Raw genomic sequence first — 24,283 nt, forward strand, 5'->3', positions numbered from 1 at the left:
CGAGGTCCCCATCCTCGCGAGCGCCGCTGAATGCCTCCCCACCGGGCCTGCAGGCGTCAGCGACGCCTCGCTCGGCCCGGCCGCACCGCGGCACGGATCAGGCGCGGATGATAGCGCCGGTCAAGGCGTCGCGGATGGCCGTGGGACGTTCCAACCCGCCGAGGGGTCCGTCCAGCAGGCCGTCCAGCGCGTCGCCGAAATAGCGGCGCACGGTATTCGCGGATCGCGCCGCGGGTTCGCCGTGCGGGTTGGCGCTGGTGGAGACCAGCGCCCCGCCGTAGGCCCGGCACAGCATGGCGGCCGGCGTATGCGCGGTGACCCGCAGCGCGATGCCGGCATGGGCACCCGCTACCCAGGCCGGCACTTCGGCCGAGCGCGGGAAGATCCAGGTATTCGGCCCGGGCCAGCTGGCGCGCACCTGGGCGAGCACATCCGCAGGCACCGCAGCCAGATCGATATAGCGCTCGACTTGGCTGAACTCCGCCGCGATCAGCAGCACGCCCTGCGTAGGCGGCCGCTGCTTGAGCGCGAACAGGCGCTCGAATGCCACGCGATCATGCGGATCGCAACCGAGCCCGAACACCGCCTCAGTGGGATAGGCGAGCACGCCACCGCCGCGCAGCAGCACGGCGGCCTCGTCCACCTGATCGAGCGAGAACGTGCGGGTCACTCAGGCATCCGCGCGGCCGGCCGTGGTCTTCTTGGCGGTCGCCTTTTTCGTCGCGGTTTTCTTGGTGGCCGTCTTCTTCGCCGCCGTCTTCTTGGTCGCTACCTTCTTGGCGGCCGGCTTCTCCGCCGGCGCCTTCTTGGCGGCGGCTTTCTTCGCAGCGGCCTTCTTGGCCGCGCCGCGACCCTTCTTGGCCGGTGCGGCGGCAAGCAGTTCAACGCACTGCGCCTCGGTCAGGGTCTTGGGATCCTGGTCCTTGGGAATGCGCGCGTTCTTTTCGCCGTCGGTGATGTACGGACCGAAGCGGCCGTTGAGCACCTGCACGCCGTTGCCGAAATCCTGGATCACTCGATTGGCGAGCATCTCGAGCTTTTCGCTCACGATCTGCAGCGCGCGCGGCAGTTCGATGGTGTACGGATCGTCTTCCGCCTTGAGCGAGGCGTAGGTGCTGCCCTGCTTCACGAACGGACCGAAGCGGCCGATGCCGACGGACACCTCGTCGCCGCTCTCCGACACGCCGAGCTTGCGCGGCAGCTTGAACAGCTCCAGCGCCTCATTCAGCGTGATGGTGTGCATGCTCTGGCCCGGACGCAGGCTGGCGAACTGCAGCTTCTCGTCCGTGTCCTTGTCGCCGATCTGCGCATACGGCCCGTAGCGGCCCAGGCGCACCGACACCGGCTTGCCGGACTTCGGATCGCTGCCCAGCTCGCGCGCGCCGGTGGCTTCGCTGCGGTCGACCGTCTCGGTCTTCTCTTCCACCTGCTGCTTGAACGGCTGCCAGAAGCGCTCCATCAGCGGCACCCAGGCTTCCTCGCCGCGGCTGACCGCATCCAGCTCGTCTTCGAGCTTGGCGGTGAAGTCGTAGTCGACGTAACGGGTGAAGTGCTGGGTGAGGAACTTGCTCACCGCGCGGCCCACGTCGGTGGGCTTGAAGCGGCGGCTGTCCAGGAACACATACTCACGGTTGAGCAGCACCTGGATGATGCTGGCGTAGGTGGAAGGACGGCCGATGCCGTGTTCTTCCAGCGCCTTCACCAGGCTCGCTTCGGAGTAGCGCGGCGGCGGCTCGGTGAAATGCTGATCGGCGAGGATGTCGTGCAGCGCGATCTGCTCGCCCACTTCAAGCTTCGGCAGGCGGCGGCCCTCGTCATCGTCTTCGGCGGTTTTCTGATCGCGGCCTTCCTCGTACACGGCGAGGAAGCCAGGATCGACCACCGTGGTGCCGGTAGCGCGGAACGCTGCATCCCCGCCGGCGGTATGCGGCAGGGCGAAATCCACCGAAACGGTGTTGAGGGTGGCGTGGATCATCTGGCAGGCGACGGTGCGCTTCCAGATCAGCTCGTAAAGCTTGCGCTGCTCGTCGTTGAGGAACGACGCCACTTCGCGCGGCGTGCGCATCGCCGAGGTCGGGCGGATCGCCTCGTGCGCTTCCTGGGCGTTCTTGGACTTGGACTTGTAGGCCTGCGGATGATCGGGCAGGGCCTTGTTGCCGTAGTCCCGCGCGATCAGCTGGCGCAGCTCGCCGACGGCGTCCTCCGACAGCGCAACCGAGTCGGTACGCATGTAGGTGATCAGGCCGACGTTGCCCTCGCTGCCCAGCGAGACGCCCTCGTACAGCCCCTGGGCGACCTTCATGGTACGGCTGGTGGAGAAGCCGAGCTTGCGCGCCGCTTCCTGCTGCAGGGTCGAGGTGGTGAACGGCGGCGCCGGGCGGCGCTTGCGCTCCTTGCTACCGACCTCGCTGACGGTGAGGCGGCCGTGCGCGGCTTCCTTCAGCGCGGCGCGGGCGGCCATCGCGTCGGCCTCGTTGGTGAGGTCGAACTGCTCGAACTTCTTGCCGTACAGGCGGGTGAGGCGGGCGGAGAAATCGCCGTCGGGATGACGCAGCGCCGCTTCGACCGACCAGTATTCGCGGGCGACGAAGGCTTCGATCTCCTCCTCGCGCTCCACGATCATGCGCAGCGCGGGGCTCTGCACGCGACCCGCGGACAAGCCGCGCTGCACCTTGCGCCACAGCACCGGCGACAGATTGAAACCGACCAGGTAATCCAGGGCGCGACGCGCCTGCTGCGCGTCCACCAGGTCGTGCGACAGCTGGCGCGGCTGCGCCACGGCGGCCTTGATCGCCTTGGGCGTGATCTCCGAGAACACCACGCGGTGCAATTGCTTGCCCTTGGTCAGGCCGCGCTGCTTGAGGATCTCGCTGATGTGCCAGCTGATCGCTTCGCCTTCGCGATCCAAGTCGGTTGCCAGATAGATGTCATCGGCAACCTGGGCGGCCTTGGCGATGGCGTCGACGTGTTTCTGGTTACGTTCGATGATCTCGTAGGCCATGGCGAACCCGTGATCGGGATCGACCGCGCCCTCCTTCGGCTTCAGGTCACGCACGTGACCGTAGGAGGCCAGGACCTGGAAGTCCTTGCCGAGGTACTTGTTGATCGTCTTGGCCTTGGCGGGCGACTCGACGATGAGCAGATTCTTTGCCATGCAGCGGGGTTTCCAGAAGCCAATGGCCCGCCACATGGGCGGGCCTTCTTTATTTAGTTAAAGGCATGCCGGGCGAACGCCGTCAAGCTCCGCCTCGTGAAAACGAGGCGCAGGCCAGCTTGTCCGGCTAGCCGGCGAGGCGCTGGTAGCGGTTGCCCGCCAGGCTGCCCACCACGCCTTCCAGCTCCAGCATCAGCAGCATGGATGACAAGACTGAGGCAACCTGCCCGGTACGTTCGGCCAGCTCGTCCAGCGTCGCCGGGTCGTGGCCCAGCGCCGCCAGCAATGCCTGGTAGTCGGGATCGCCGGCCCAGCCTTCCGCGACGGACGCTCCGGAAGCCGGGTCGCCGTCGCCCAGGCGGGCCGCCAGTTCGGCACCCAGTGCCCGGGCCTGGGGGGCCAGGACCTCGATCACTTCGCTGGCGGTTTCCGCCAGCCGGGCACCGTCGCGGATCAGCCGGTGGCAACCGCGGGCGAGCGGATTATGGATGGAGCCGGGCAGGGCGAAAACCTCCCGGCCCTGCTCGCCAGCCAGACGCGCAGTGATCAGCGACCCGGATTCCAGGTCTGCCTCCACCACCAGAGTGCCCAGGGCCAGACCGGACAGGATGCGGTTGCGCCGCGGGAAGTGGCCGGCCCGTGCCGACGTGCCAAGGGGAAATTCGCTGATCAGAACGCCCTCCCGGGCGATCCGGCGCGCCAGCGCCAGGTGCTTGCCCGGATACACTCGGTCCACGCCCGTGCCGACTACAGCCACGGTCGGCCGCCCCGCGTCCAGCGCCCCTTCGTGGGCCGCCCCATCCACGCCATCGGCCATGCCGCTGGTCACCACGAAACCCGCCAGCGCCAGCTCCCGCGCGAACGCCCGTGCGTGCGCCAGCCCCGCCGGCGTGGCGCTGCGCGAGCCGACGATCGCGACCTGCGGCAGCAGGAGCCACCCGGGGTCGCCAGTGGCGAACAGGGCGACCGGCGGATCGGGGATGGCCTCGAGCAGGGGCGGAAAATCGACCTCCGTGCAACACAGCAGCCGGTGTCCCGGCTGGGACAGCCACTCCAGATCGGCCGCGAGCCGCGCTTCGTCGGGCTGTTCCAGCCAGGCCACTGCCGCCGCCCCCAGGGCGGCGGCACGGCGCGGCGCATGCGCCAGCACCGCGCCGATGCGCCGGTCGTGGGCCAGCAACCACTGACGCAGCGTGGCCGGCCCCAGGCCCGGGGTGCGCAACAGGATCATCCAGGCGCGCCATTCGTCGAGTTCGCTCATGCCGCGAGTCTAAACAGCGGTACGAACGAAAACGGCGCGGACAAGCCGCGCCGTTCTGTCAGCCGATGCCGACCGCGAAGGTCGGCACGGTTTATTCACCTAGCTTATTCCGGCATCGTCAGGCGATCGCCCTTCGCGATGGGCTTGATGCCGTCCATCACCAGGCCATAGCTGACCCGGTCGAAGGTGCGGAACACCATCACGTGGCCGGCGAATTCCTCCGGCAGCGTCACCTGCTTGCCCACGCCGCGGTTCCAGCTGTTGTTGGCGACGTCGTCGTGAATGGTCTCGCCCGGATGCACGATCGAGTAGGTCTGCCCGTTCTCCACGCCATCCTTCGCGCCGATCGACAGCGCCACCACCTGCCGCGGGCCGACGGCGTCCAGCGCATCGGTGAAGGCGATTACGCGGGCGTTGTCCGGCACCGACTTCGGCGCATGCGGGTAGTAGTAGGCGTCGTAGGGCTTGTCGTCGATCGGCATGATGCGATCGCCCTTGCGGATCTCCTGCGTCGAATCGAGCAGCAGCAGCGTGGACGGGTCGCCGGTGCGCAGCGTCTCGGCCGTGCCGATCACCGTCACTTCCACGCCCAGATCCTTGCCGCGGCCGTAATGATGGTCTTCGCGGAAATCTTCCTTCCACGGGCTGTTGATCATGGAGGCGTCACTGTCCAGCTCGTGTCCGACCAGGCCGTACGGTTCGCTGCGATCGTCCTCGTTGAAGCCGCGGAACACGTGCGTGGGACGCACGATCGCCCAGCGCTGACCCGGATCGCCGTTGAGGTTGCGCACGTAAATGTTCTGGCCGACCGTACCGCGCAGGCGCGCCTCCTCGAAGCCGACCACGTATGGCGCGTCGCTGACCTCATTGGAGTTCATCACGCGCGTTTCCTTGAGGAACATGCGCAGCTCGGACAGCGGAATCGCCGGAATCGGCTCGCCTTCGGCACGCACGCGCGGCTGCAGGCCGAGGCGCGGACCGTTGATGAAGGAGAGGTTGAGCACATCGCCCGGGTAGATCAGGTGCGGGTTCTGCACCTGCGGGTTGGCCTGCCAGATTTCAGGCCACAACCAGGGCTTGGAGAGGAACCGCGCCGAGATGCTCCACAGCGTGTCGCCCTTGCGGACGGTATACGAGTCGGGATGGTCGGCACGCAATTGAGCGCCAGCGGCGTACACGGCGACCGTGACCAGCATGCCGGCCAGCAGCCCGATGGACTTTCTGATCATAAACGGGAATCCCCCATCCCCCGATGCTCGGCGGAGTTTAACCGAAGGTTTTACGGCCGCAACCAGCGCCAGTTGGCAGATTCGCCTGCCAGACACGGGGTTGCCGACGTACAATGAGGTTCATTCTAGATCGCGCCCGGGCTGGGTTTTCACCGATTCGCCCGCATTTTTGGCGCCGAGGTATTTGCGATGTCGACCCTGACCATTATCGAATTTCCCGACCCCCGCCTGCGCACCAAGGCCGAGCCCGTACGCGTGTTCGACGCCGAGCTGAAGCAGTTCGTGGCCGACATGTTCGAAACCATGTATGCCGCCAACGGGGTCGGCCTGGCCGCCACCCAGGTCAACGTGCACAAGCGCGTGCTGGTGGCCGACATGAGCGACGAGCGCAACCAGCCGCTCGCGCTGATCAACGCCGAAATCATCGAAAAGGACGGCGCCCAGGTGTACCAGGAGGGCTGCCTGTCCTTCCCCGGCATCTACGCCGACGTAACCCGCGCGCTGAAGGTCAAGGTCAAGGCCAACGACGTCGACGGCAACGAGATCGTGGTCGAGGCCGAGGGCCCGCTGGCCGTATGCATCCAGCACGAGATGGACCATCTGGCCGGCAAGGTCTTCGTCGATTATCTGTCGCCGCTCAAGCGCTCCATGCTGCTCAAGCGCCTGGAGAAGCAGCGCAAGCAGGCGGCCAGCGCTTGATGCGGGTCGTCTTCGCCGGCACGCCCGAGTTCTCCGTCCCCTGCCTTGAAGCCTGCCGCGCCAGCGGCGCCGAGGTAGTCGCCGTCTACACCCAGCCGGACCGCCCCGCCGGGCGCGGCCGCAAGCTCACGCCCAGCCCGGTGAAGCAGGCGGCGCTGGCCGCCGGCATTGCAGTCGAGCAGCCCGAATCGCTCAAGAGCCAGGAAGCCCGCGACACGCTCGCCCGCTGGCAGCCGGATCTGATGGTGGTGGTGGCCTATGGCCTGATCCTGCCGCGCAAGGTGCTGGCGATACCGCGCCTGGGCTGCTGGAACGTGCACGCCAGCCTGCTGCCGCGCTGGCGTGGCGCGGCCCCGATCCAGCGCGCCATCCTGGCCGGCGATGCCGAAAGCGGCGTGGATCTGATGCAGATGGAGGCCGGCCTGGATACCGGCCCCGTGCTGCTGGAGCGCCGTACGCCGATCCAGCGCGAAGACACCGGCGGCAGCCTGCACGATCGCCTCTCCGCGCTTGGCGCCGAGGTGCTGGCCGAAGGCCTGCGCCGCGCGATGGCCGGCGAAACGCTGGTGCCGCGCACACAGCCGGAAGAAGGCGTCACCTACGCGCACAAGCTGGACAAGGCCGAGGCGAAGCTCGACTTCCAACGCGACGCGCTCGCGCTGGAACGCCAGGTCCGCGCGTTCGATCCCTGGCCCGTCGCCGAAGGCGACATCGCCGGCGAGTCCCTGCGCATCTGGGCCGCCGAAGCGGTGGAGCGCGAGCACCATGCCGCCCCCGGCAGCGTGCTCGCGGCCGGCCGCGACGGCATCGAGATCGCCTGCGGCCACGGCGCCTTGCGCGTCACGGCCTTGCAGCGCGCCGGCGGCAAGCGCATCGGCGCGGCCGACTATCTCAACGCACGCCCCGAGCTGCGCGGTACCCGATGACCGATACGCGTGCTCTTGCCGCACAGGCGCTGGCCGAGGTGGCGCTGCGCGGCGCCTCGCAGCGCGACGCCATGGAACGCCATGCGTCGCGGCTCGCCGATCCGCGCGACCGCGCACTGTTCACCGCGCTGCTCAGCGACGGCGCGCGCTGGTGGCTGCGCTTCGACGCCGCGCTGGACCGCCTGCTCGACAAGCCGCTGCGCCAGAAGGAGCCGGCTATCCACGCCCTGCTGGTGCTGGGCCTGGTGCAGCTGGAAATCCTCGAGCTGCCCGACTACGCCGCCGTCGCCGCCACCGTGCAGGCGGCCCGCGCGTTGCAGCGGCCGCGCCTGGCCGGCCTGGTCAACGCCATCCTGCGGCGCTGGCAGCGCGAACGCGCCGAACTGCTGGCCGCGCTGGACGCCAAGCCGCAGACACGCCATGCGCATCCGGCCTGGCTGGCCAAGGCAATCGCGTCCGACTGGCCGGATCAGGCCGATGCGGTGATGGCGGCCGACAACATCGAACCGCCCCTGATGCTGCGTGCCAACCGCCGCCGCACCACGCGCGAAGCCCTGCTCGAACGCCTGCGCGAAGCCGGCTATACGGCCGACGCGCATGCCTGGCTGGCCGACGCCATCGTGCTGCCGCACAGCACCGACGTCACGCGCATGCCCGGCTTCGCCGAGGGTCATTTCGCCGTGCAAGACGGCGCCGCCCAGATCGCCGCCGACCTGGCCGAAGCCCGCGACGGCCAGCGCGTGCTCGATGCCTGCGCCGCGCCCGGCGGCAAGGCCTGCCATCTGCTCGAGCGCGCGAACGTCGCGCTCACCGCGGTCGAGTTCGACGCCGGCCGCACCCGGCGCATCCAGCAGAATCTCGATCGCCTGGGCCTCGCCGCGCAGTTGATCGTCGGCGACGCCGGCGAGCCCGCCGGCTGGTGGGATGACCAGGCGTTCGATCGCATTCTGATCGACGCGCCCTGTTCGGCCACCGGCGTCCTGCGCCGGCGCCCGGACGTACGCTTGCACCGCCGCGACAGCGACATCCCCGCGCTGGCCGCGCAGCAGCGGCGCATCCTCGACGCGCTGTGGCCGCTGCTGGCGCCCGGCGGCCGTCTGGTCTACGTCACCTGCTCGCTGCTCAAGGCTGAGAACGAAGCGGTGGTGCAGGGCTTTCTCGATGCACGGCCGGACGCGCGCGCCGTGCCCTTCACGCTGCCCGCCGGACAATCCGCCGGTGCGGGCTGGCAGATCCTGCCGGGGGATGGGGACCTCGACGGCATGTACTATGCCGTGCTCGAACGGGCCTGATCGGACCGGACCGGCTGTCCTCTAAGCGCCGGATAAGGCGCCGGACCTACAACGCTTTCCCGAACCGCCACGCAGTCGCGGCGCCGCCGCCGGAATTTCTCGCATGTCCGCAGCTTCGCAAGCCACTTCCCAGGAACGCCGCTATTTCTGGCTCCTGCTGATCATCGCCGTCGTGGTGATCGGCGCCGGCATCGGCCTGCGCGATCCCTGGCCGTCGGACGAACCGCGCTTCACGCTGGCGGCCAAGCAGATGGTCGAGAGCGGCGACTGGCTGTTCCCTCACCGCGGCAGCGAACTGTATTCGGACAAGCCGCCGATGCTGATGTGGACGGAGGCGGCCAGCTACACGATCACCGGCAGCTGGCGTCTCGCCTTCCTGCTGCCCTCGCTGCTGGCCGCGCTGGGCACGCTGGTGCTGGTCTACGACCTCGGCCGCCGCCTGTGGAACCGGCAGGCCGGCCTCTACGCCGCCGCCGCGCTGCTGGTGACGTTCCAGTTCGTCTATCAGGTCAAGCGCGCCCAGATCGATCCGCTGGTGATGTTCTTCATCACCGCGGCGAACTGGGGCTTGCTGTTGCATCTGCTCAAGGGGCCGAACTGGCGTGCGTTCTGGTTCGGCTGCTTCTGCGCGGGCCTGGGCGTGATCACCAAGGGCGTGGGTGTGCTCGCGCTGTTCATGCTGCTGCCGTATCTGGTCGCCTGGCGCGGGCAGTGGGACGGTATTTCGCGCATGGGCGCCGGCGCGTGGTGGCGCTGGCCGCTGGGCCTGGTCGCGCTGCTCGCCGCCATTGCGGTGTGGCTGGTGCCCATGCTGCTCGGCGCCAAGGCGCACTCAGGCGATCCGGCGTACGCGGCCTACGTCAACGACATCCTGTTCCACCAGACCGCCGGTCGCTACAGCAAGTCGTGGGACCACCACCACTCGCCGCTCTATTACGTGCCGATCGTGCTGTTCAGCTGGCTGCCGCTGTCGCTGACCTACCCGGGCACCTTCGCGCGCTGGTGGCAGGGCCTGAAGGCGAAGGATGCGCGCATCCTGCTGCCGCTGGGCTGGGTGGTACTGATCCTGATCTTCTTCGCCATCCCCAAGGGCAAGCGCGACGTCTACATCATGCCGGCGCTGCCGATGGTGGCGCTGCTGACCGGCCCCTTCCTCGGCGAGTTGCTGCAGAAGCGCTGGCTGCGCCTGGCCGGCCTGCTGTTCATCGGCACGATGGGCGCGGCCATGCTCGGCGTCGGCGCGGCGGCCCTGATCGCGCATCCGAAGTTCGCCACTGAATTCGCCACCGCGCGCGGTTTCGACGATGGCGGCCATGCGCTGTGGTGGATGTTCGTCGCCATCGGCGGCGCGCAGCTGGCGCTGATCGCCGCGTTCCGCCTGCGCCGTGCGGCATGGGCCGTGTGTGGCGGCATGGCCGCGATGTGGCTGGCGTGGAGTCTGTGGGCTTACCCGCTGCTCAACGATTCCAGCTCCGCCGCCGCCCTGATGCAGGACGTGCGCGAGCGCGTCCCCGCCAACGAAGAGTTGGGCCTGGTCGCCTGGAAGGAACAGAACCTGCTGATGCTCAACCGTCCCGCCACCGATTTCGGCTTCACCGTGCCCTGGCACGAGCAGTACGCCGCCGCGGTGAAGTGGCAGGCGCAGGATCCTGCCCGCCGCTGGCTGTTCGCGCTGGATGGCGTGATGGACAAGTGCGTGGACCGCAGCAAGGCGATCAGCCTGGGCCACGCCAACCGCCGCGAATGGTGGCTGTTCAAGGCCGATGCGGTGATTCCGGGCTGTGAGCCGGGCGAAGATGTCGATCGCGTGCCGGCCGCGGCGCTGGAATAGACGCTACGCCAGCAGCTGGCGATACACCGCTTCGGTACGCTCGACGAAACGTTCCAGCCCGAATTCCGCCTCGGCATGGGCGCGCGCCGCGCGCCCCATCGCAGGCAAGCCGTCACGCGCGCGTAGCAACTCGCGCACCGCACCGGCAATGGCCTGGCGGTTACGCACCGGCACGATCCAGCCGTCCTCGCCGGCATGGATGTTCTCCGGCAGGCCGGCGTAATCGCTGACCAGCACCGGCTTGCCCATCGCCATCATTTCGCGACAGGCGAAGGAGATCGTCTCCACGTCCCAGGACAACACGAAGCCCGCGTCGAGCGCCGCCACCACCGGCCGCACATCGGCCAGCAGGCCGGGGAACCGCACGATCGCGTCCATCCCCAGTGCCGCGATGCGTTGTCGCACGGCCTCCTTCGGCGGCGTGCCTGCCACCAGCACACGCAGGCGCGCGCGCTCCTCGGGCGCCAGCAAGGCCAGCGCCTCGACCAGATCCATCCAGCCTTTGTAATCGGCGGTTCCGGCATTACTGCCGAGCAACAACGCGGCATCGCCGGCCCATTCGGCGCGCACCGAGCGGGTGGCTTGATCCGTCCAAGGCCGGTAATGCCCGATGTCGACGCCGTTGTAGACGGTCGCGAGCATGCAGCGCCGGTAGGCGGTCTTCGCCAGCTGCCGGTGCGTGTACTCGCACACCGCGATGACCGCATCGGTATGCCGGGCGCGCCACCAGTGGCCCAGGCCCGTCATGGGCTTGGAGTTGTGTTTGGTCAGCACGATGCGCGGCCGCCGGCGCGGCATGGACGCCAGTACCAGGCGGTGATCCGCCGAGCCATTGACGTGCACGACGTCGAACGACTGCTCCCGCAGGTAAGCCGCCAGCTGCCGTCGCGCGGCGGCGCGTGCGGCCAGCTTGTTCAAGCCGTTCGGGAACGGCTGCTCGACCGCCGTGACGCCAGGCAAGCGCCGCGCCTCCTCGAGCAGGCGGCTTCCGGGTGGCGCGGCGACGTGGATTTCATGGCTGCCGGCCAGGCCCGAGGCGAGCCAGCGCACGTACGTGGTGTGGCCGCCACCATCACCGGTGTGGAAATTGGTGTAGAGGAGCTTCACGTTTCGCCACCGCCCGACAGCTCGGCATGACTGGCAATGCCACGCTCGCACCAGGTGACGCCCTGCGTGCGCGTCGCATGGAAGAGCACGTTGTTGGGCAGGCTCATGTCATCCACGTCCGGCGGCGAGCGCGAGGGGTGCCACAGGTGCACGGCCAGCGCCGCCCATTTCAGCGCGCGCCGGTGCAGGCCAGCGTTCTCCAGCCGCGCCGCCAGCTCGCGGTCTTCGGCGCCGTAGCCTTCCATGCGCTCGTCGAAGCCGTTCACGCGCAGCAAGTCGTCGCGCCAGAAACTCATGTTGCAACTCATCACGCGACCGCCGTTGCGCGACCGCGCCTTCCATCGCGCCAGTGCCGGCGCATGGAAGGCGTACAGACGGCGCGTGCCGTCGAACTCCTCGAAATCGGCACGCGTCCACGGCGCGAAGACCGGCGCACCACCGGCGAGCAGGCGCGCCGACTCTTCCTTGGTGGCCTTGAGCCGCCCGCCCTGCAGGAAATAACCCGGTTCGGCGAGCATGACGTGGTCGGCGATGAAGGACGGATGCAGCACCATGTCGCCGTCGAGCAGAATCACGTAGTCGCCACGGCTCGCAGCGATGCCGCGATTGCGCGCGCGTGCGGCGCGGAAGCCCTGGTCCTCCTGCCAGACATGGCGCAACGGCACCGGAAACGACGCCGCCATCCGTTCGATCAGGCCGCGCGTCTCTTCCCCGGAGCCATCATCGGCGACGATCACCTCCAGCGGCAGCACGCTCTGCGCCGCGAGGCTTTTCAGCACCAGGGCCAGCGCCGCCGGCCAGTTGTAGGTCAGCACGACGACGCTGATGCGACCTGCCTCAAGCTCTTTCATGCGCGAGCAGCCTTCACGCGGACGCCTTGCCGGATCCGCCGCGCCGCCCCTGCCGCAGGATCGACAGCGTGCGGTCCACGCGCTTGGGCCAGCTGGCCGTGCCGAGGCGGTAGGCCATGCGCGCGTAGCGCCAGGTTTCCTCCTTCGACGGCGCCGGCTTGCTGCGGAATTCGGCCTTGACCAGATCCAGCGTGCGCTCATCCATGTGCATGCGAGCGGCGTAATGGTTGATCAGCACGCGCGAACGAAACAGGTTGGCGAACTGGTTCTCGCGATGACGCGCGTGCCACCAGCCATTGGCCCCATGCACGCGGTAGCGCACCATGCCGGTCGGCAGGAAATACTTGCGCGCGCCCAGCACGCTGGCACCGAACACCAGACAGTTGTCGGCGGAAATGCGCCAGCTGCGCACGAACTCCGCCGGCAGATCGAGCGTGCGCTGCGCCCACGCCCGGCGCATCGACAGCGCCGACGTCGCCGCGCCATACCAGTAGGCCGTCACCCAGGTGCTGATCGCGGTATAGCCCAGATCGACCGCGCGCTCGGCATAGCCCTGGATGCCCTCTTCGTTGCCAAACAGGCGCACGTCGGTAAACAGAAAGTCGACGTCGCGGCGGCTGTCGTAGAGCGCGCCGATGGTGGCCAGGTACGTCGGCTCCCACACGTCGTCGGCATCGAGGAAGCACACGACATCGCCGGTCACGCCCTCCATGCCGCGGATGAAGGCGGACAGCTGTCCGCCGTTTTCCACACAGCGCAGCGTCACGCGCGGATCATTGCCATAGCGCTCAGCCAGCCAGGCCGGCGAGCCGTCGGTGGAACCGTCGTCCATCACGATCACCTGCGCCGCCGCCCGCGTCTGCGCCAGCACGCTGTCCACTGCCGCGCCCACGTAGTCACGGTAGTTGTAGTTGGTGACGACGACGCTGAAGCTCACGCCGCTCATCAGGCGGCCTCGCCCTGCAGAAGGTGGCGGAAGTAGGCGATCGTCTCGCGCAGGCCGTCGTCCAGGCTCACCCGTGGTTCCCAGCCGAGCTTCTCCTTGGCCAGGGCGATGTCCGGCTGGCGCTGACGCGGGTCGTCCGACGGCAGCGGGCGGAACACCAGCTTGGAGCGACCGCCGACCAGCTTCAGCACGTGCTCGGCCAGCTCCAGCATGGTGTATTCGGCCGGATTGCCGATGTTGACCGGGCCGGTGAAGCCCTCGCTGTCCATCATGCGCACGATCACTTCGATCAGGTCATCCACGTAGCAGAAGCTGCGCGTCTGGCTGCCGTCGCCGTAGATGGTGATGTCCTCGCCGCGCAGCGCCTGCACGATGAAGTTGCTCACCACGCGTCCGTCATTGGGATGCATGCGCGGGCCGTAGGTGTTGAAGATGCGCACCACCTTGATGTCCAGCTGGTGCTGGCGGTAGTAGTCGAAGAACAGCGTCTCGGCGCAGCGCTTGCCTTCGTCGTAGCAGCTGCGGAAACCGATCGGGTTGACCCGGCCCCAGTAGTCTTCCGTCTGCGGATGCACTTCCGGGTCGCCGTACACCTCGCTGGTGGAGGCCTGCAGGATGCGTGCCCGCGTGCGCTTGGCCAACCCCAGCATGTTGATCGCGCCATGCACGCTGGTCTTGGTCGTCTGCACCGGGTCGTGCTGGTAATGCACCGGCGAGGCGGGGCAGGCGAAATTGAAGATGCGCTCCACTTCCACGTACAGCGGGAAGGTCACGTCGTGGCGCATCAGCTCGAAATAGGGATGGCTCAGCAGGTGCGCGATGTTCTGCTTGCTGCCGGTAAAGAAGTTGTCGACGCACAGCACGTCGTGCCCGTCGCGCACCAGGCGATCGCAAAGGTGCGAGCCGAGAAAGCCCGCACCGCCGGTAACCAGCACCTTTTTATTCATCGGGAACCCTGACCCGGTTGCCCGGGGAAATCATTGGATATCGCGGAAACGTCGCCTCGCCTGCGCCAGGCCAGCCCCAGGGAAAGCGCGAACGGCAGCCACACCAGCAGCCAGGCCGGACGCGGGCTGTCCAGCATCTGCGGCATGTCGAACTGCAGCACCACCGAGGCGAACACCCACAGCGCCAGGATCAGCCGGCCCTGCAGGGTGGCACGGGCCAGCCAGCCCTGCCAGGCCACCATGCACCACAGCACGACGGTGAGCAGCAGACCCGGCAACCCCAGCTCGACGGTCACCTGGGTCAACAAGTTATGCGTGTGCACATAGACCTGCCCATTCACCGGCAGGTTGAACGGCGCGCCCTGGCCCAGGCCAAGCAATGGATGCTGCGCGATCAAGTGCAGCGATTGCATGAACAGCTCCGGCCGCAGCGACGTGCCGCGCTCGGTCAGCACCTCCACCGGACGCACCACCAGGTACAAGCCGATCAGCAACACGCCTGCCGCCAGCCAGCGGAACGAACGCCCGGCCTGCCAGGCCGGCATGAGCAGGATGGCCAGGCCCAGCGCCAGCCATACGCTGCGCGATTGCGTCAGCAGCACGAACACCAGCAGGAAGCCGATCGCCACATGCCGCAACACGGACAGGCGTACGGCAGGAACGGGCAGCTGGCTCAGGTACAGCGCCGTCGCCCCCATCAGAGCCGCCGCATAGTTGGCGGTGGCGATAGTGCCTTCGCCGACGATGCGCCCGTCCTCCGATGGCGTGGTCAGGAAGCGCACGCAATAGAACAGCGCGCAAACCGACACCAGCAATCCCACCGGCAACAACAGGGCGCGGATGCGCCGCGGCTCGTCGGCCGCGTAGACGTGCCAGCCGAGCACGAAGGCCAGTACGCTCAGCAGCCGCCCCACTTCTTCCGCCGGCCTGGCGATCGTGCTCCAGCTCAACGACAGCGCGGCCCAGGCGAGCAGCACCAGGAACACGCGGAACGCCGGCAAGGGCCACAGCTGCCGCCAGACCCGGGCGCGCCCGGTGAAGGTGAGCACCAGCGCCGGCAGATAGAGCAGCAGCGTCAGGCTGTATTGGTAGATCCGGCCGGGATTGAAGGATGCGCCGGCGGGCATGACCACCAGCCCGAGCATCATCCAGGCGATGCCGATCCCGACGATCCAGCGACCGACGCGGCGCTCTTCGGCCGGGGGCCGCGCATTGGAGGGACTTGCCTTGTTCTCCATCACTACCTGCTTGTCTCGTTACGGCCTGGGGAACGCCGCGGCGCATAGTCTCGGGGTTGGCACCCGCATTGTCAGCAGGTAGGGTGCGCCCCCCATCCCGGATGGGACCTGACCCGCTTCCCAGCTTTCGACGTCCGGGTCGCCCGATCTTGAAAAAGGCCGTTGCGGCTAGAATCGCCCCCATGCCTACGCACCCCGTCACCCTCGTCGTCATGACCTACAACGAGGCGAAAACCATTGCCCGTTGCCTGGACAGCGTGCCGTTCGCGGCGGAGAAAGTCGTGATCGACAGCGGCAGCACCGACGACACCGTCGCCATCGCCCAGGCCCACGGCGCGAAGGTGGTGCACCAGGATTGGCTGGGCTTCGGGCCGCAGCGCAACTTCGCCACCACCCAGTGCAGCCACGACTGGATCCTGGCGCTGGACGCCGACGAGTACCTCACACCGGCCCTCGCCACCGAACTGGAACGGAAGCTGCCCGGCCTGATGGCCAGCGATGCCTGCGCCGCCTGGCTGCGCCGCGCCACCATCTATATGGGTAAGCCGATGCGCTTCTACCTGCCCTCGATGGGCGAGAAGATGGCCCGCCTCTACCACCGCGACCGCGCCCGCTGGGCCGACGTGCGCGTGCACGAATCGCTGCGCTTCGACGGCCCCTCGGTCACCTTCGACGCGCGCTTCAACCACGAGAACAACCCCAGCCTGCCGGAGAAGCAGATCAAGGTGCTGCGCTATGCGGAGCTGAAGTGCCGCGACTGGCTGGAAAAGGACAAGCCCGTGCGCATGTGGCAGACGCCGTTCGTGTTCGCGCTGGCTTTCCTCAAGGACTACGTATTTCGCCTGGCCTTCCTCGACGGCTGGCGCGGCTACGCCGTCGCGCAGACCGCGGCGTCTTACGCGGTGTACAAGCGCATGCGCTACTACGAGATGCGCCACAACCCCGCCTCCATCGATAGCGCCGCCACCGCGCTCCATCGCCACGGAATCGACCGCTGATGCCCAAGCACTACCTTCTCTACGGCTCCGAGCGCTACGCGCTGGCCATTCTCCGGCCGGTGCAGGAAGCGATCCGCGCGCGCGGCGACGAGGCGGCCTGGTTCTTCGACGGCCCCGGCGCGGAAGACCTGGTCGAAGGCGAGAAGCTGCTCAGCGTGGCCGAAGTGCGCGCCTGGCGCCCCATCGCCTGCATCACCTCGTCCAACCACCTGCCGCACTTCTTTCCCGGCGTAAAGGTGGAGACCTTCCACGGCTTCGATGCCGGCAAGCCGCGCCATATCTATATCCGCGGCTTCTTCGACCTGTATTGCACCACCGGCCCGCGCGACACCGCGCAGTTCCAGGCGCTGTCGGACCAGCTGGGCCATTTCGCCGTCGCCGAGACCGGCTGGCCCAAGCTCGATCCTTTCATGAAGGAGATCGCCGGCCCGCTGCCACCCGTGCGCGAGAAGCCGGTGATCCTCTACCACTCCACCTTTTCGCCCTCCTGGAGCGCCGCCGAGACGCTGTACGAGGAAGTGAAGCGGCTGTCGCGCAGCGGCGAGTGGCGCTGGATCGTCACCTTCCACCCGAAGATGAACCCGGAGACGGTGGCCAAGTTCAAGGCGATCGAAGGCGAGAACCTCCGCTTCGCCGAGAACGACAACATCCTGGAGCTGTTCCCCCAAGCCGACATGATGTGTTCGGACACCTCGTCCGCGCTCAACGAGTTCCTGCTCACCGGCAAGCCGGTGGTCACCTTCAAGAACCGCCGGCCCGGCCCGCAGCTGATCGATATCGATGACGCGGCCCAGTTCGAGCTAGCGATCCGCCGCGCGCTCAGCCGCCCGCCCGAGCTGATGCAGGCGATCCGCGAGTACGCCGACGCCATCCACCCCTACCGCGATGGCCATTCGAGCGAGCGCGTGCTGGATGCGATCGACGCCTTCATCGCCAAGGGCGGCCGCAACCGTCGCCCCAAGCCGGGCAACTGGTGGCGCAAGCTCAAGCTGCGCCGGCGCATCGGCTACTGGGGCCCGGCCCGCCTGCCCAGGGCCTGATCGCCCCGGCGGCGTGAACGGCACCGCCGCCCACCAAGCCCCCGACAGCTTGTCCGCACTAGAATCGCAACACCTCTGAGAAGAAAGCCGCCCCGTGCCCTCCAGCGCCTATAGCCGTTCCGAACATCTGCGATCCCTGTGGCCCTGGCTGCCGCTGTGGGGCCTGGTCGCCCTGCTGGCGATCTTTTCGCACGGCCCGATGCCGCTGTACTCCACGCGTACCCTCGCGGTGGCCTGGGAAATGTGGAGCCACGGCCACTGGCTGGTGCCGCACATCAACGGTCAGCCCTACAGCGACAAGGTGCCGCTGCTGTTCTGGATGATCCACGCCGGCTGGTTCGTGTTCGGCGTCAATGACGTGTGGCCGCGCATTCTGGAAGTGGTTTTCGGCGGCACCCAGCTGGTGCTGCTGGCGACGCTGGCGCGGCGCCTGTTCCCGGATCGCCCATGGGTGGCCAAGGGCGCACCGTGGATGCTGCTGGCGCTGAGCTACGCCTTCCTGTTCGGCCTGCAGATCATGTACGAGGTGCTGCTGGCCGTGTGGGTGCTGGCGGCCCTGCTGTGCCTCACGCCCAAGGCCGGGCGCGAGGAGCCGCGCTGGCTGCTGTTCGGCCTGTGCATCGGCGCCGGCCTGATGACCAAAGGCCCGGTGATGCTGCTGCACGTCGCCTTCCCCTGGCTGCTCGGCCCGCTGTGGAGCGACTGGGCGAACCGGAACCGCGCGCGCTGGTACGGTCGCGGCGTGCTGTCCGTGCTGCTGGGCGGCGCGATCCTGCTGGCCTGGGCGCTGCCGGCCGGCTTCAGCGGCGGCGAGGCCTATCGCCAGCGACTGTTCTTCACCCAGACCGCCGGCCGCGTGGTGGATGCGTTCGACCACGCCCGCCCGTTCTGGTGGTACCTGCCGATGGTGCCGGCGCTGCTGTTCCCCTTCAGCGGCTGGCCGCGCGCCTGGGCGGCCCTGCTGACCTTGCGTCGTCCGCTCGATCCGGGCCTGCGCTTCGGCCTGTGCTGGTTGCTGCCGATCCTGTTCGCGTTCTCGCTGATCAGCGGCAAGCAGCTGTACTACCCGCTGCCCGAATTCGCCGGCGCCACCTTGCTGGTGGCCGGCGCCATCGCCGTGCTGCGCGAGAAGCGCCCGGCGCTGGCCAGCACCGCCTGGCTGGGTACCTGGCCGCTGGGCGTGGGCGGGCTGCTGTTCGCGGTGTTCCTGTTCGCGCTGCCCAACCTGGTGGAACACAACCTGCTGCACGGCGAATTCATCGATGCCACCTCGCAGCACAGCCGCGTGTTCAGCGTGGTGTTCGTGGTGCTCGGCGCGTTGCTGATGCTGCGCGGCCGCGGCGAGCTGCGTCGCCTGGCGGTGGCCGGCCTGATCGGCACGCTGGCGCTCAACACGCTGTTCACCCTGACCATGTGGCCCAACTTCGACCTGCGCCCCGCCGCGCACCTGCTCGGCGCGGCCGATGCCGAGGGTCGGGCGATCGGCTACGTGGGCAACTACGAGGGCCAGTTCCATTTCGAAGGCCGCATCACCCGGCCGATCGAGCGCTTGAACGAGGGTGAGTCGATCCAGACCTTCGCCCGCCAGCATCCCGACGGCCTGATCATCACTCGCCCCGAGAAGCTCGCCGATAGCGACCTGCGCTACCCGCTGCTGGTACAGCCGTTCCGTTCCAGCTGGGTGGTGATCTGGCCGGCCGCCTCGCTGGCCGCCCAGCGCGCCGGCCACACGCCGCCGGAACCGCCGCACCCGACCCGCATCTATCAGGTCGACGCCTGGCGCTACCGCACGCTGCCATGAGCAACCCCGCTCTCGTCGCCGGCCTGCGCGCCCAGTGCGGCGGCCCGCGCGATGGCGCGCTGCTGCGCTTCTCCCTCGGCAACGCGCTGCTGAGCCAGGGCGACACGGCCGAGGCCGCGGACGAACTGCGCCGCGCTGTGCAATTCGACCCGCACTACTCCGCCGCCTGGAAGCTGCTGGGCAAGGCCCTGCTCGCCGGCGCGGACCGCGCGGGCGCTGCCGACGCCTGGCGGCACGGCATCGAGGCCGCGCAATTGCGCGGCGACAAGCAGGCGGAAAAAGAGATGACCGTGTTCCTGCGCCGGCTGGATCGAGAAGAACCGCCTGCGAGCTGAGCGTTACCGCCCCTGCTCCAGGATCTCCGGATGGTCGTACGGACTGGTCCGGTCATTCGCCGTGTAGCGCTTGTAGTGCCACTGGTACTGCGCGAAGGCCAGCTCCACGCACCCCTCCACGCCGCGGTTGAGCGCTGTGCACGCCACGCGCTGGTCAGCATCGGCCAACCCTTCCGGCGCCGGCTGCAGATGGATGCGGAAGCCCGCCCCTTGCGGCAGCCGCTCCGCGAAAGCGAACAGCACCGTCGCTCCCGTGCGCGCCGCCAGTCGCGGCAGCAGCACCATGGTCAGCGCGTCGCGACCAAAGAACGGCGCGAACTGCCCTTCGCCCTCGCGCGGCTTCTGGTCCGGCAGGATGCCCACCGTGCCGCCCGCGCCCAGGCGCTTGAACAACGTGCGCACGCCGGCGCCTTCCGCACGTACCTGCTCCGGCGCCAGCGCGCCGCGCGCCTTGCGCAGCAGCCCCTCGATCGCGGCGATGCGCGGCGGCCGATACAGGATCGCCATCGTCGTCTTGCGGCACAGCCAGTAGTTGAGCAGCTCCCAGCAACCCAGGTGCGGCGCCGCGATGATCACGCCCTTGCCCGCCGCCAGCGCCGCATCGAACAGCGCCTCGCCGCGCACCTCGCGCACCAGGTCCAGCGCGCGCTCGGCGTCGCTGCCCCAGATCTTGGCGATCTCGGTAATGGACTTGCCGCTCTCGATCATCGTCTCGCGCAGCAGCGTCGCGCGGGCGGCGGCGTCCAGGTGCGGGCGAGTGATGCGCAGGTTCACATCGGTGTTGCGCACGGCCTTGCCGTCCAGGCGCAGGGACAGGCGGCCGATCAGGGCGCCGAGGCCGTGCAAGGTCCGCAGCGGCAGCCGGCCGACCAGGCGCAGCAGGAGGTAGAGAAGGTAGATGTCGAAGCGCATGAGCCGGACAGTGTAGCCGCAGACCCCGCGCCGCCGGCCCGCGCGCGGCTCAAGCCGTGCACGCGCCGGCCGCTATGCCGTTTTGTGGGTAACCTTTGCGCCCGTCCGCCTTCCTGCCCAGTCGCTTATCGATGATTGCCCTGATCCAGCGCGTCCTTTCCGCCCGTGTAGAAGTCGACGACGAAACCGTCGGCGCCATCGGCCCCGGCCTGCTCGCCTTGGTGGCGGTGCAGCCGGCCGACGACGAAGCCAGCACCCGCCGCATGCTCGAACGCCTGCTCGGCTATCGCGTCTTCGCCGACGAGCAGGGCCGCATGAACCGTTCGCTCAAGGACACCGGGGGCGAGCTGCTGCTGGTCAGTCAGTTCACCCTGGCTGCCGACACCCGCTCCGGCATGCGCCCGAGCTTCACCACCGCCGCCTCGCCCGAACAAGGCCGCCGCTGGTTCGATCGGCTGGTGGAACTGGCGCGCGATGCGCACCCCAGGGTGGAAATCGGGCGCTTCGGTGCCCATATGAGAGTCCATCTGGTCAACGACGGACCAGTCACCTTCTGGCTCGAAACGCCATGACCGCGGATGCACAGGGCACCTGCGACGACTTTCGAAAAAAATCCCCCAACGGCGGGTGTTTGGCGCGCTTTTTGCCTGTGCCGGGTACCCAGTTTTTTCACTTGAAAACTGGTCAAAAAAGCATCACATCGCTATACTGACCGGTTCCTGCATATGCGGCGGTAGGTATGAACAACAAAGCTCCCGAGCAACAGTCTGAAATCAAGGCGCTCATCTCCAAAGGCTTGGAGCAGGGCTACCTGACCTACGCCGAGATCAACGATCACCTGCCCGACGACATCGTCGATCCGGAGCAGATCGAAGACATCATGGCCGTCCTCAAGGGCGTGGGCATCGAAGTGCACGATGCCGCCCCGGACGCCGACCCGCTGGCCGACACCGCCAGCGGCACCGCCACCGATGACGAAGCCGCGGCCGAAGAAGCCGTCGCGCTGCTGTCCGCCGTCGACTCCGAAGTCGGCCGCACCACCGACCCGGTGCGCATGTACATGCGCGAGATGGGCACCGTCGAGCTGCTCACCCGCGAGGGCGAAATTGCCATCGCCAAGCGCATCGAAGAAGGCCTCGGCCAGGTGCAGACCGCGCTGGCCAGCTTCCCGCTCACCATCGAGATGCTGCTGGAGGAATACGACCAGCACCTGGACGGCAAGCGCCGCCTGAGCGAGATCCTGGCCGGCTTCGCCGACCTGGAAGAAGCCGCCGACGCCGCCCTCGCCGCCGCCGAGGAAGTCGCCACCGACAGCGACGCCGAAGCCGACGAAGACGAAGAAACCGAGGGCGCCGCCGAGGACGAGGAGGCCGGCCCGACCGGTCCGGACCCGGAAGAGGTCAAGCGCCGCATGGAACTGCTGCGCGACTACTACGGCAAGTTCCAGAAGGCCTCGGCCAAAGTCACCGACATCAACGACAAGAAGATCATCAAGCTGCGCGAGCAGATGGCCGAGGAGTTCCTCAAGCTCAAGCTGCCGTCCGCGCTGATCGACAGCTTCGTGCGCAAGCTGCGCGAAGTGGTCAACGACATCCGCCACCACGAGCGCGTGCTGATGGACATCTTCGTCAAGCATGTGAAGATGCCCAAGGCCGAGTTCATCAAGACCTTCCCCAGCAACGAGGGCAACCTCGAGTGGGCGAACGAGCTGGGCCGCAAGCGCCAGAAGTGGTCGCCGAACATCAAGACCCACAAGGAAGCGATCGACGCCGAGCAGGAGAAGCTCGCCGCCATCGAGCACAAGCTGTTCCTGCCGCTCACCGACATCAAGGAAATCAACCGCACCATGTCGGTCGGCGAGGCCAAGGCCCGCCGCGCCAAGAAGGAAATGGTGGAGGCGAACCTGCGCCTGGTGATCTCGATCGCCAAGAAGTACACCAACCGCGGCCTGCAGTTCCTCGACCTCATCCAGGAAGGCAACATCGGCCTGATGAAGGCCGTGGACAAGTTCGAATACCGCCGCGGCTACAAGTTCTCGACCTACGCCACGTGGTGGATCCGCCAGGCCATCACCCGCTCCATCGCGGACCAGGCGCGCACCATCCGTATCCCGGTGCACATGATCGAGACGATCAACAAGCTCAACCGCATCTCCCGCCAGATGCTCCAGCAGTTCGGCCGCGAGCCGACGCCGGAGGAGCTGGCCAAGGAGATGGAGATGCCCGAGGACAAGATCCGCAAGGTGCTCAAGATCGCGAAGGAGCCGATCTCGATGGAAACCCCCATCGGCGACGACGAAGATTCGCATCTGGGCGACTTCATCGAGGACACCAACGCCAGCTCGCCGATCGAATCGGCGACGGAAACCGGCCTCATGGAGACCGTGCGCGAAGTGCTCGCCGGCCTCACCCCGCGCGAAGCCAAGGTGCTGCGCATGCGCTTCGGCATCGACATGAATACCGACCACACCCTGGAAGAGGTCGGCAAGCAGTTCGACGTCACCCGCGAGCGCATCCGCCAGATCGAAGCCAAGGCCCTGCGCAAGCTGCGCCACCCGAGCCGCTCGGAGCAGCTGCGTTCGTTCCTCGACATCGACTGATCGCTTCGGGCGAACAGCACCGATAAAAAAAGCCCCGCGCAAGCGGGGCTTTTCTTTTGCGGCCGGGCGAAAACGCCTCAGCCGCCCATGTCGTAGAAGAACTGCTCCCGGTCGATCTTGCCGTCCTTGTTCACGTGGTACACGCAGATCTCCGTCATCGGCACGCGGCCGTATTCCTTCATCGTCACGTCCATCGTCATTTCGCAACTGAACCAGTTGCCCGCCACGATCGGATCGCTGACCCGGCTGCTATGCACCTCGATGATCGACGCCTTGAACTGGCGCCCCTTCTCGAAGATCGCCTCCAGCCCCTTCACATTGCCCATCGCGCCACCCGGCGCGCCTTCCGGCTCGATGCTCACCGCATCCTTGGCATACAGCTCCTTCTGCGCCTCTTCGTACTTACCCTCGCGACACAACGCCAGCAACCGCTTCGCCACCGATTCCGTGCTCATCGCACTGCCTCCACGCGCCAAAGGGCTTACCAGCCTACGCCGATACACCCCAGCCCGAATGTGCCTTCCACCCGGCCCCACCCTCGACGCTCCACCCGGCCGCGGCTACCATGAAGGGCTTCCGCAAGGCCGGCACGTGCAATGCGCGCCGGCAAGTTTGAAGGGCCTATAGCTCAACGGTTAGAGCAGGGGACTCATAATCCCTTGGTTCCAGGTTCGAATCCTGGTGGGCCCACCAGCCGTGTGCCGTGAGCGTAATCAGCGTTGGTGCTACCAGCGATTAGTGGCAGCTTTGACACTTCTTGCTGGTAGCGCTATTGACAGTTCTTGCTGGTATCTGCTTCGCACCTACTGATTGTTAAAGCATAAATTGGCCAACATGGCCTGGTCGCTGCTTCGTGAGCGGCGAACTGAAGCGTTGAGTTGCTCTTGGCGACCCGGGGGCGACCCCGTTTTGGGGCGAATGCGGACCATTCCCTGGTTAGCTACGCCTGCTGCGTCCAGACGCTCCTTTTCACGCTTGGAGACCTTCCAAGCTCGAAGGCGATATGCGTTCGGGTGATCTTTGACTATCGATCCGGAGCATTGACTTCTAAGTTCAGTTGCACGGTGACGATGGAATGCGAGGGACGGCCTCGATCACATCTTCGCTCTTTCATGGC

21 protein-coding genes and 1 tRNA gene are annotated in these 24,283 nt (G+C 67.5%); 11 read left to right on the top strand and 11 right to left on the bottom strand.

Annotation, left to right across the window (positions count from 1 at the left end; translation table 11 throughout):
• Positions 1 to 97: 97 nt before the first annotated feature.
• From tsaC to ACNR9O_RS19650, 4 genes are all read right to left on the bottom strand, one after another.
• Positions 98 to 670 carry an L-threonylcarbamoyladenylate synthase type 1 TsaC gene (gene tsaC / locus ACNR9O_RS19635; protein WP_473685651.1) on the bottom strand — a complete coding sequence of 191 codons (573 nt, stop codon included), beginning with the start codon at positions 668 to 670 and terminating at the stop codon, positions 98 to 100.
• Positions 671 to 3,154 (bottom strand): DNA topoisomerase I, encoded by a 2,484-nt coding sequence (locus ACNR9O_RS19640; protein WP_473685649.1) that lies wholly within the window; start codon positions 3,152 to 3,154, stop codon positions 671 to 673.
• Between the two features lie 127 nt (positions 3,155 to 3,281).
• Complete coding sequence (gene dprA / locus ACNR9O_RS19645; RefSeq protein WP_473685647.1) at positions 3,282 to 4,415, bottom strand: DNA-processing protein DprA; 1,134 nt, start codon at positions 4,413 to 4,415, stop codon at positions 3,282 to 3,284.
• A gap of 104 nt (positions 4,416 to 4,519) precedes the next feature.
• Complete coding sequence (locus ACNR9O_RS19650) at positions 4,520 to 5,644, bottom strand: LysM peptidoglycan-binding domain-containing protein (protein ID WP_473685645.1); 1,125 nt, start codon at positions 5,642 to 5,644, stop codon at positions 4,520 to 4,522.
• Between the two features lie 189 nt (positions 5,645 to 5,833).
• On the opposite strand from ACNR9O_RS19650, the gene def reads away from it, so the two are divergent.
• The 4 genes from def (at position 5,834) to ACNR9O_RS19670 (ending at position 10,392) form a co-directional block, all read left to right on the top strand.
• Positions 5,834 to 6,343, top strand: coding sequence for a peptide deformylase (gene def / locus ACNR9O_RS19655; protein WP_473685643.1), 510 nt, complete (start codon positions 5,834 to 5,836; stop codon positions 6,341 to 6,343).
• On the top strand, positions 6,343 to 7,269 hold the full coding sequence (gene fmt, locus ACNR9O_RS19660; RefSeq protein WP_473685641.1) for a methionyl-tRNA formyltransferase: 927 nt from the start codon (positions 6,343 to 6,345) through the stop codon (positions 7,267 to 7,269). Before def ends, fmt begins: the two co-directional genes overlap by 1 nt.
• Positions 7,266 to 8,561, top strand: coding sequence for a 16S rRNA (cytosine(967)-C(5))-methyltransferase RsmB (gene rsmB, locus ACNR9O_RS19665; protein WP_473685639.1), 1,296 nt, complete (start codon positions 7,266 to 7,268; stop codon positions 8,559 to 8,561). Before fmt ends, rsmB begins: the two co-directional genes overlap by 4 nt.
• A gap of 103 nt (positions 8,562 to 8,664) precedes the next feature.
• Positions 8,665 to 10,392, top strand: a complete 1,728-nt coding sequence (locus ACNR9O_RS19670) for an ArnT family glycosyltransferase (protein ID WP_473685637.1) — start codon at positions 8,665 to 8,667, stop codon at positions 10,390 to 10,392.
• Positions 10,393 to 10,395: 3 nt separating this feature from the next.
• Here the strand turns inward: ACNR9O_RS19670 and ACNR9O_RS19675 are convergent, their stop codons facing one another.
• The 5 genes from ACNR9O_RS19675 to ACNR9O_RS19695 are packed head-to-tail and all read right to left on the bottom strand — an operon-like array spanning position 10,396 to position 15,481.
• Positions 10,396 to 11,499 carry a glycosyltransferase family 4 protein gene (locus ACNR9O_RS19675; protein ID WP_473685635.1) on the bottom strand — a complete coding sequence of 368 codons (1,104 nt, stop codon included), beginning with the start codon at positions 11,497 to 11,499 and terminating at the stop codon, positions 10,396 to 10,398.
• A complete protein-coding gene (locus ACNR9O_RS19680; protein ID WP_473685633.1) occupies positions 11,496 to 12,350 on the bottom strand; it encodes a glycosyltransferase family 2 protein in 855 nt (284 codons plus the stop codon). The genes ACNR9O_RS19675 and ACNR9O_RS19680 overlap by 4 nt, the downstream gene beginning before the upstream one ends.
• A 13-nt stretch (positions 12,351 to 12,363) precedes the next feature.
• Positions 12,364 to 13,296 (bottom strand): glycosyltransferase family 2 protein, encoded by a 933-nt coding sequence (locus ACNR9O_RS19685; RefSeq protein ID WP_473685631.1) that lies wholly within the window; start codon positions 13,294 to 13,296, stop codon positions 12,364 to 12,366.
• Positions 13,296 to 14,243, bottom strand: a complete 948-nt coding sequence (locus ACNR9O_RS19690) for a UDP-glucuronic acid decarboxylase family protein (protein ID WP_473685629.1) — start codon at positions 14,241 to 14,243, stop codon at positions 13,296 to 13,298. Before ACNR9O_RS19690 ends, ACNR9O_RS19685 begins: the two co-directional genes overlap by 1 nt.
• A complete protein-coding gene (locus ACNR9O_RS19695; protein WP_473685627.1) occupies positions 14,240 to 15,481 on the bottom strand; it encodes an O-antigen ligase family protein in 1,242 nt (413 codons plus the stop codon). Before ACNR9O_RS19695 ends, ACNR9O_RS19690 begins: the two co-directional genes overlap by 4 nt.
• Positions 15,482 to 15,663: 182 nt before the next feature.
• On the opposite strand from ACNR9O_RS19695, the gene ACNR9O_RS19700 reads away from it, so the two are divergent.
• The 4 genes from ACNR9O_RS19700 to ACNR9O_RS19715 all read left to right on the top strand — a co-directional run bounded on the left by ACNR9O_RS19700 (position 15,664) and on the right by ACNR9O_RS19715 (position 19,655).
• Positions 15,664 to 16,479: a glycosyltransferase family 2 protein gene (locus ACNR9O_RS19700; protein WP_473685625.1), complete on the top strand. Its 816-nt coding sequence runs from the start codon at positions 15,664 to 15,666 to the stop codon at positions 16,477 to 16,479.
• Positions 16,479 to 17,519, top strand: a complete 1,041-nt coding sequence (locus ACNR9O_RS19705) for a CDP-glycerol glycerophosphotransferase family protein (RefSeq protein WP_473685623.1) — start codon at positions 16,479 to 16,481, stop codon at positions 17,517 to 17,519. Before ACNR9O_RS19700 ends, ACNR9O_RS19705 begins: the two co-directional genes overlap by 1 nt.
• A 94-nt stretch (positions 17,520 to 17,613) precedes the next feature.
• Positions 17,614 to 19,320, top strand: a complete 1,707-nt coding sequence (locus ACNR9O_RS19710; protein ID WP_473685621.1) for an ArnT family glycosyltransferase — start codon at positions 17,614 to 17,616, stop codon at positions 19,318 to 19,320.
• On the top strand, positions 19,317 to 19,655 hold the full coding sequence (locus tag ACNR9O_RS19715) for a tetratricopeptide repeat protein (protein ID WP_473685619.1): 339 nt from the start codon (positions 19,317 to 19,319) through the stop codon (positions 19,653 to 19,655). The genes ACNR9O_RS19710 and ACNR9O_RS19715 overlap by 4 nt, the downstream gene beginning before the upstream one ends.
• 3 nt (positions 19,656 to 19,658) lie before the next feature.
• Here the strand turns inward: ACNR9O_RS19715 and ACNR9O_RS19720 are convergent, their stop codons facing one another.
• Positions 19,659 to 20,567, bottom strand: coding sequence for an LpxL/LpxP family acyltransferase (locus tag ACNR9O_RS19720; protein WP_473685617.1), 909 nt, complete (start codon positions 20,565 to 20,567; stop codon positions 19,659 to 19,661).
• Positions 20,568 to 20,698: 131 nt separating this feature from the next.
• Here ACNR9O_RS19720 and dtd point away from each other — a divergent pair, with 131 nt between their 5' ends.
• Positions 20,699 to 21,139, top strand: a complete 441-nt coding sequence (gene dtd, locus ACNR9O_RS19725; protein WP_473685615.1) for a D-aminoacyl-tRNA deacylase — start codon at positions 20,699 to 20,701, stop codon at positions 21,137 to 21,139.
• 167 nt (positions 21,140 to 21,306) lie between these two features.
• Positions 21,307 to 23,166: an RNA polymerase sigma factor RpoD gene (rpoD, locus tag ACNR9O_RS19730; protein WP_473685613.1), complete on the top strand. Its 1,860-nt coding sequence runs from the start codon at positions 21,307 to 21,309 to the stop codon at positions 23,164 to 23,166.
• A gap of 77 nt (positions 23,167 to 23,243) precedes the next feature.
• Here the strand turns inward: rpoD and ACNR9O_RS19735 are convergent, their stop codons facing one another.
• Positions 23,244 to 23,621 (bottom strand): SnoaL-like domain-containing protein, encoded by a 378-nt coding sequence (locus ACNR9O_RS19735; RefSeq protein ID WP_473685611.1) that lies wholly within the window; start codon positions 23,619 to 23,621, stop codon positions 23,244 to 23,246.
• 162 nt (positions 23,622 to 23,783) lie between these two features.
• On the opposite strand from ACNR9O_RS19735, the gene ACNR9O_RS19740 reads away from it, so the two are divergent.
• Positions 23,784 to 23,859, top strand: a tRNA-Ile gene (locus ACNR9O_RS19740).
• The last annotated feature ends 424 nt before the right edge of the window (positions 23,860 to 24,283 follow it).

The sequence above is a fragment of the Dyella sp. CR10 genome (assembly GCF_055814425.1).

What these genes read in the sequence shown, in the direction of transcription:
- ACNR9O_RS19640 (WP_473685649.1), bottom strand. Translation starts at nt 3,154, where the DNA reads ATGGCAAAGAATCTGCTCATCGTCGAGTCGCCCGCCAAGGCCAAGACG.
- dprA (WP_473685647.1), bottom strand. Translation starts at nt 4,415, where the DNA reads ATGAGCGAACTCGACGAATGGCGCGCCTGGATGATCCTGTTGCGCACC.
- ACNR9O_RS19650 (WP_473685645.1), bottom strand. Translation starts at nt 5,644, where the DNA reads ATGATCAGAAAGTCCATCGGGCTGCTGGCCGGCATGCTGGTCACGGTC.
- def (WP_473685643.1), top strand. Translation starts at nt 5,834, where the DNA reads ATGTCGACCCTGACCATTATCGAATTTCCCGACCCCCGCCTGCGCACC.
- fmt (WP_473685641.1), top strand. Translation starts at nt 6,343, where the DNA reads ATGCGGGTCGTCTTCGCCGGCACGCCCGAGTTCTCCGTCCCCTGCCTT.
- rsmB (WP_473685639.1), top strand. Translation starts at nt 7,266, where the DNA reads ATGACCGATACGCGTGCTCTTGCCGCACAGGCGCTGGCCGAGGTGGCG.
- ACNR9O_RS19670 (WP_473685637.1), top strand. Translation starts at nt 8,665, where the DNA reads ATGTCCGCAGCTTCGCAAGCCACTTCCCAGGAACGCCGCTATTTCTGG.
- ACNR9O_RS19680 (WP_473685633.1), bottom strand. Translation starts at nt 12,350, where the DNA reads ATGAAAGAGCTTGAGGCAGGTCGCATCAGCGTCGTCGTGCTGACCTAC.
- ACNR9O_RS19685 (WP_473685631.1), bottom strand. Translation starts at nt 13,296, where the DNA reads ATGAGCGGCGTGAGCTTCAGCGTCGTCGTCACCAACTACAACTACCGT.
- ACNR9O_RS19690 (WP_473685629.1), bottom strand. Translation starts at nt 14,243, where the DNA reads ATGAATAAAAAGGTGCTGGTTACCGGCGGTGCGGGCTTTCTCGGCTCG.
- ACNR9O_RS19695 (WP_473685627.1), bottom strand. Translation starts at nt 15,481, where the DNA reads ATGGAGAACAAGGCAAGTCCCTCCAATGCGCGGCCCCCGGCCGAAGAG.
- ACNR9O_RS19700 (WP_473685625.1), top strand. Translation starts at nt 15,664, where the DNA reads ATGCCTACGCACCCCGTCACCCTCGTCGTCATGACCTACAACGAGGCG.
- ACNR9O_RS19705 (WP_473685623.1), top strand. Translation starts at nt 16,479, where the DNA reads ATGCCCAAGCACTACCTTCTCTACGGCTCCGAGCGCTACGCGCTGGCC.
- ACNR9O_RS19715 (WP_473685619.1), top strand. Translation starts at nt 19,317, where the DNA reads ATGAGCAACCCCGCTCTCGTCGCCGGCCTGCGCGCCCAGTGCGGCGGC.
- ACNR9O_RS19720 (WP_473685617.1), bottom strand. Translation starts at nt 20,567, where the DNA reads ATGCGCTTCGACATCTACCTTCTCTACCTCCTGCTGCGCCTGGTCGGC.
- dtd (WP_473685615.1), top strand. Translation starts at nt 20,699, where the DNA reads ATGATTGCCCTGATCCAGCGCGTCCTTTCCGCCCGTGTAGAAGTCGAC.
- rpoD (WP_473685613.1), top strand. Translation starts at nt 21,307, where the DNA reads ATGAACAACAAAGCTCCCGAGCAACAGTCTGAAATCAAGGCGCTCATC.
- ACNR9O_RS19735 (WP_473685611.1), bottom strand. Translation starts at nt 23,621, where the DNA reads ATGAGCACGGAATCGGTGGCGAAGCGGTTGCTGGCGTTGTGTCGCGAG.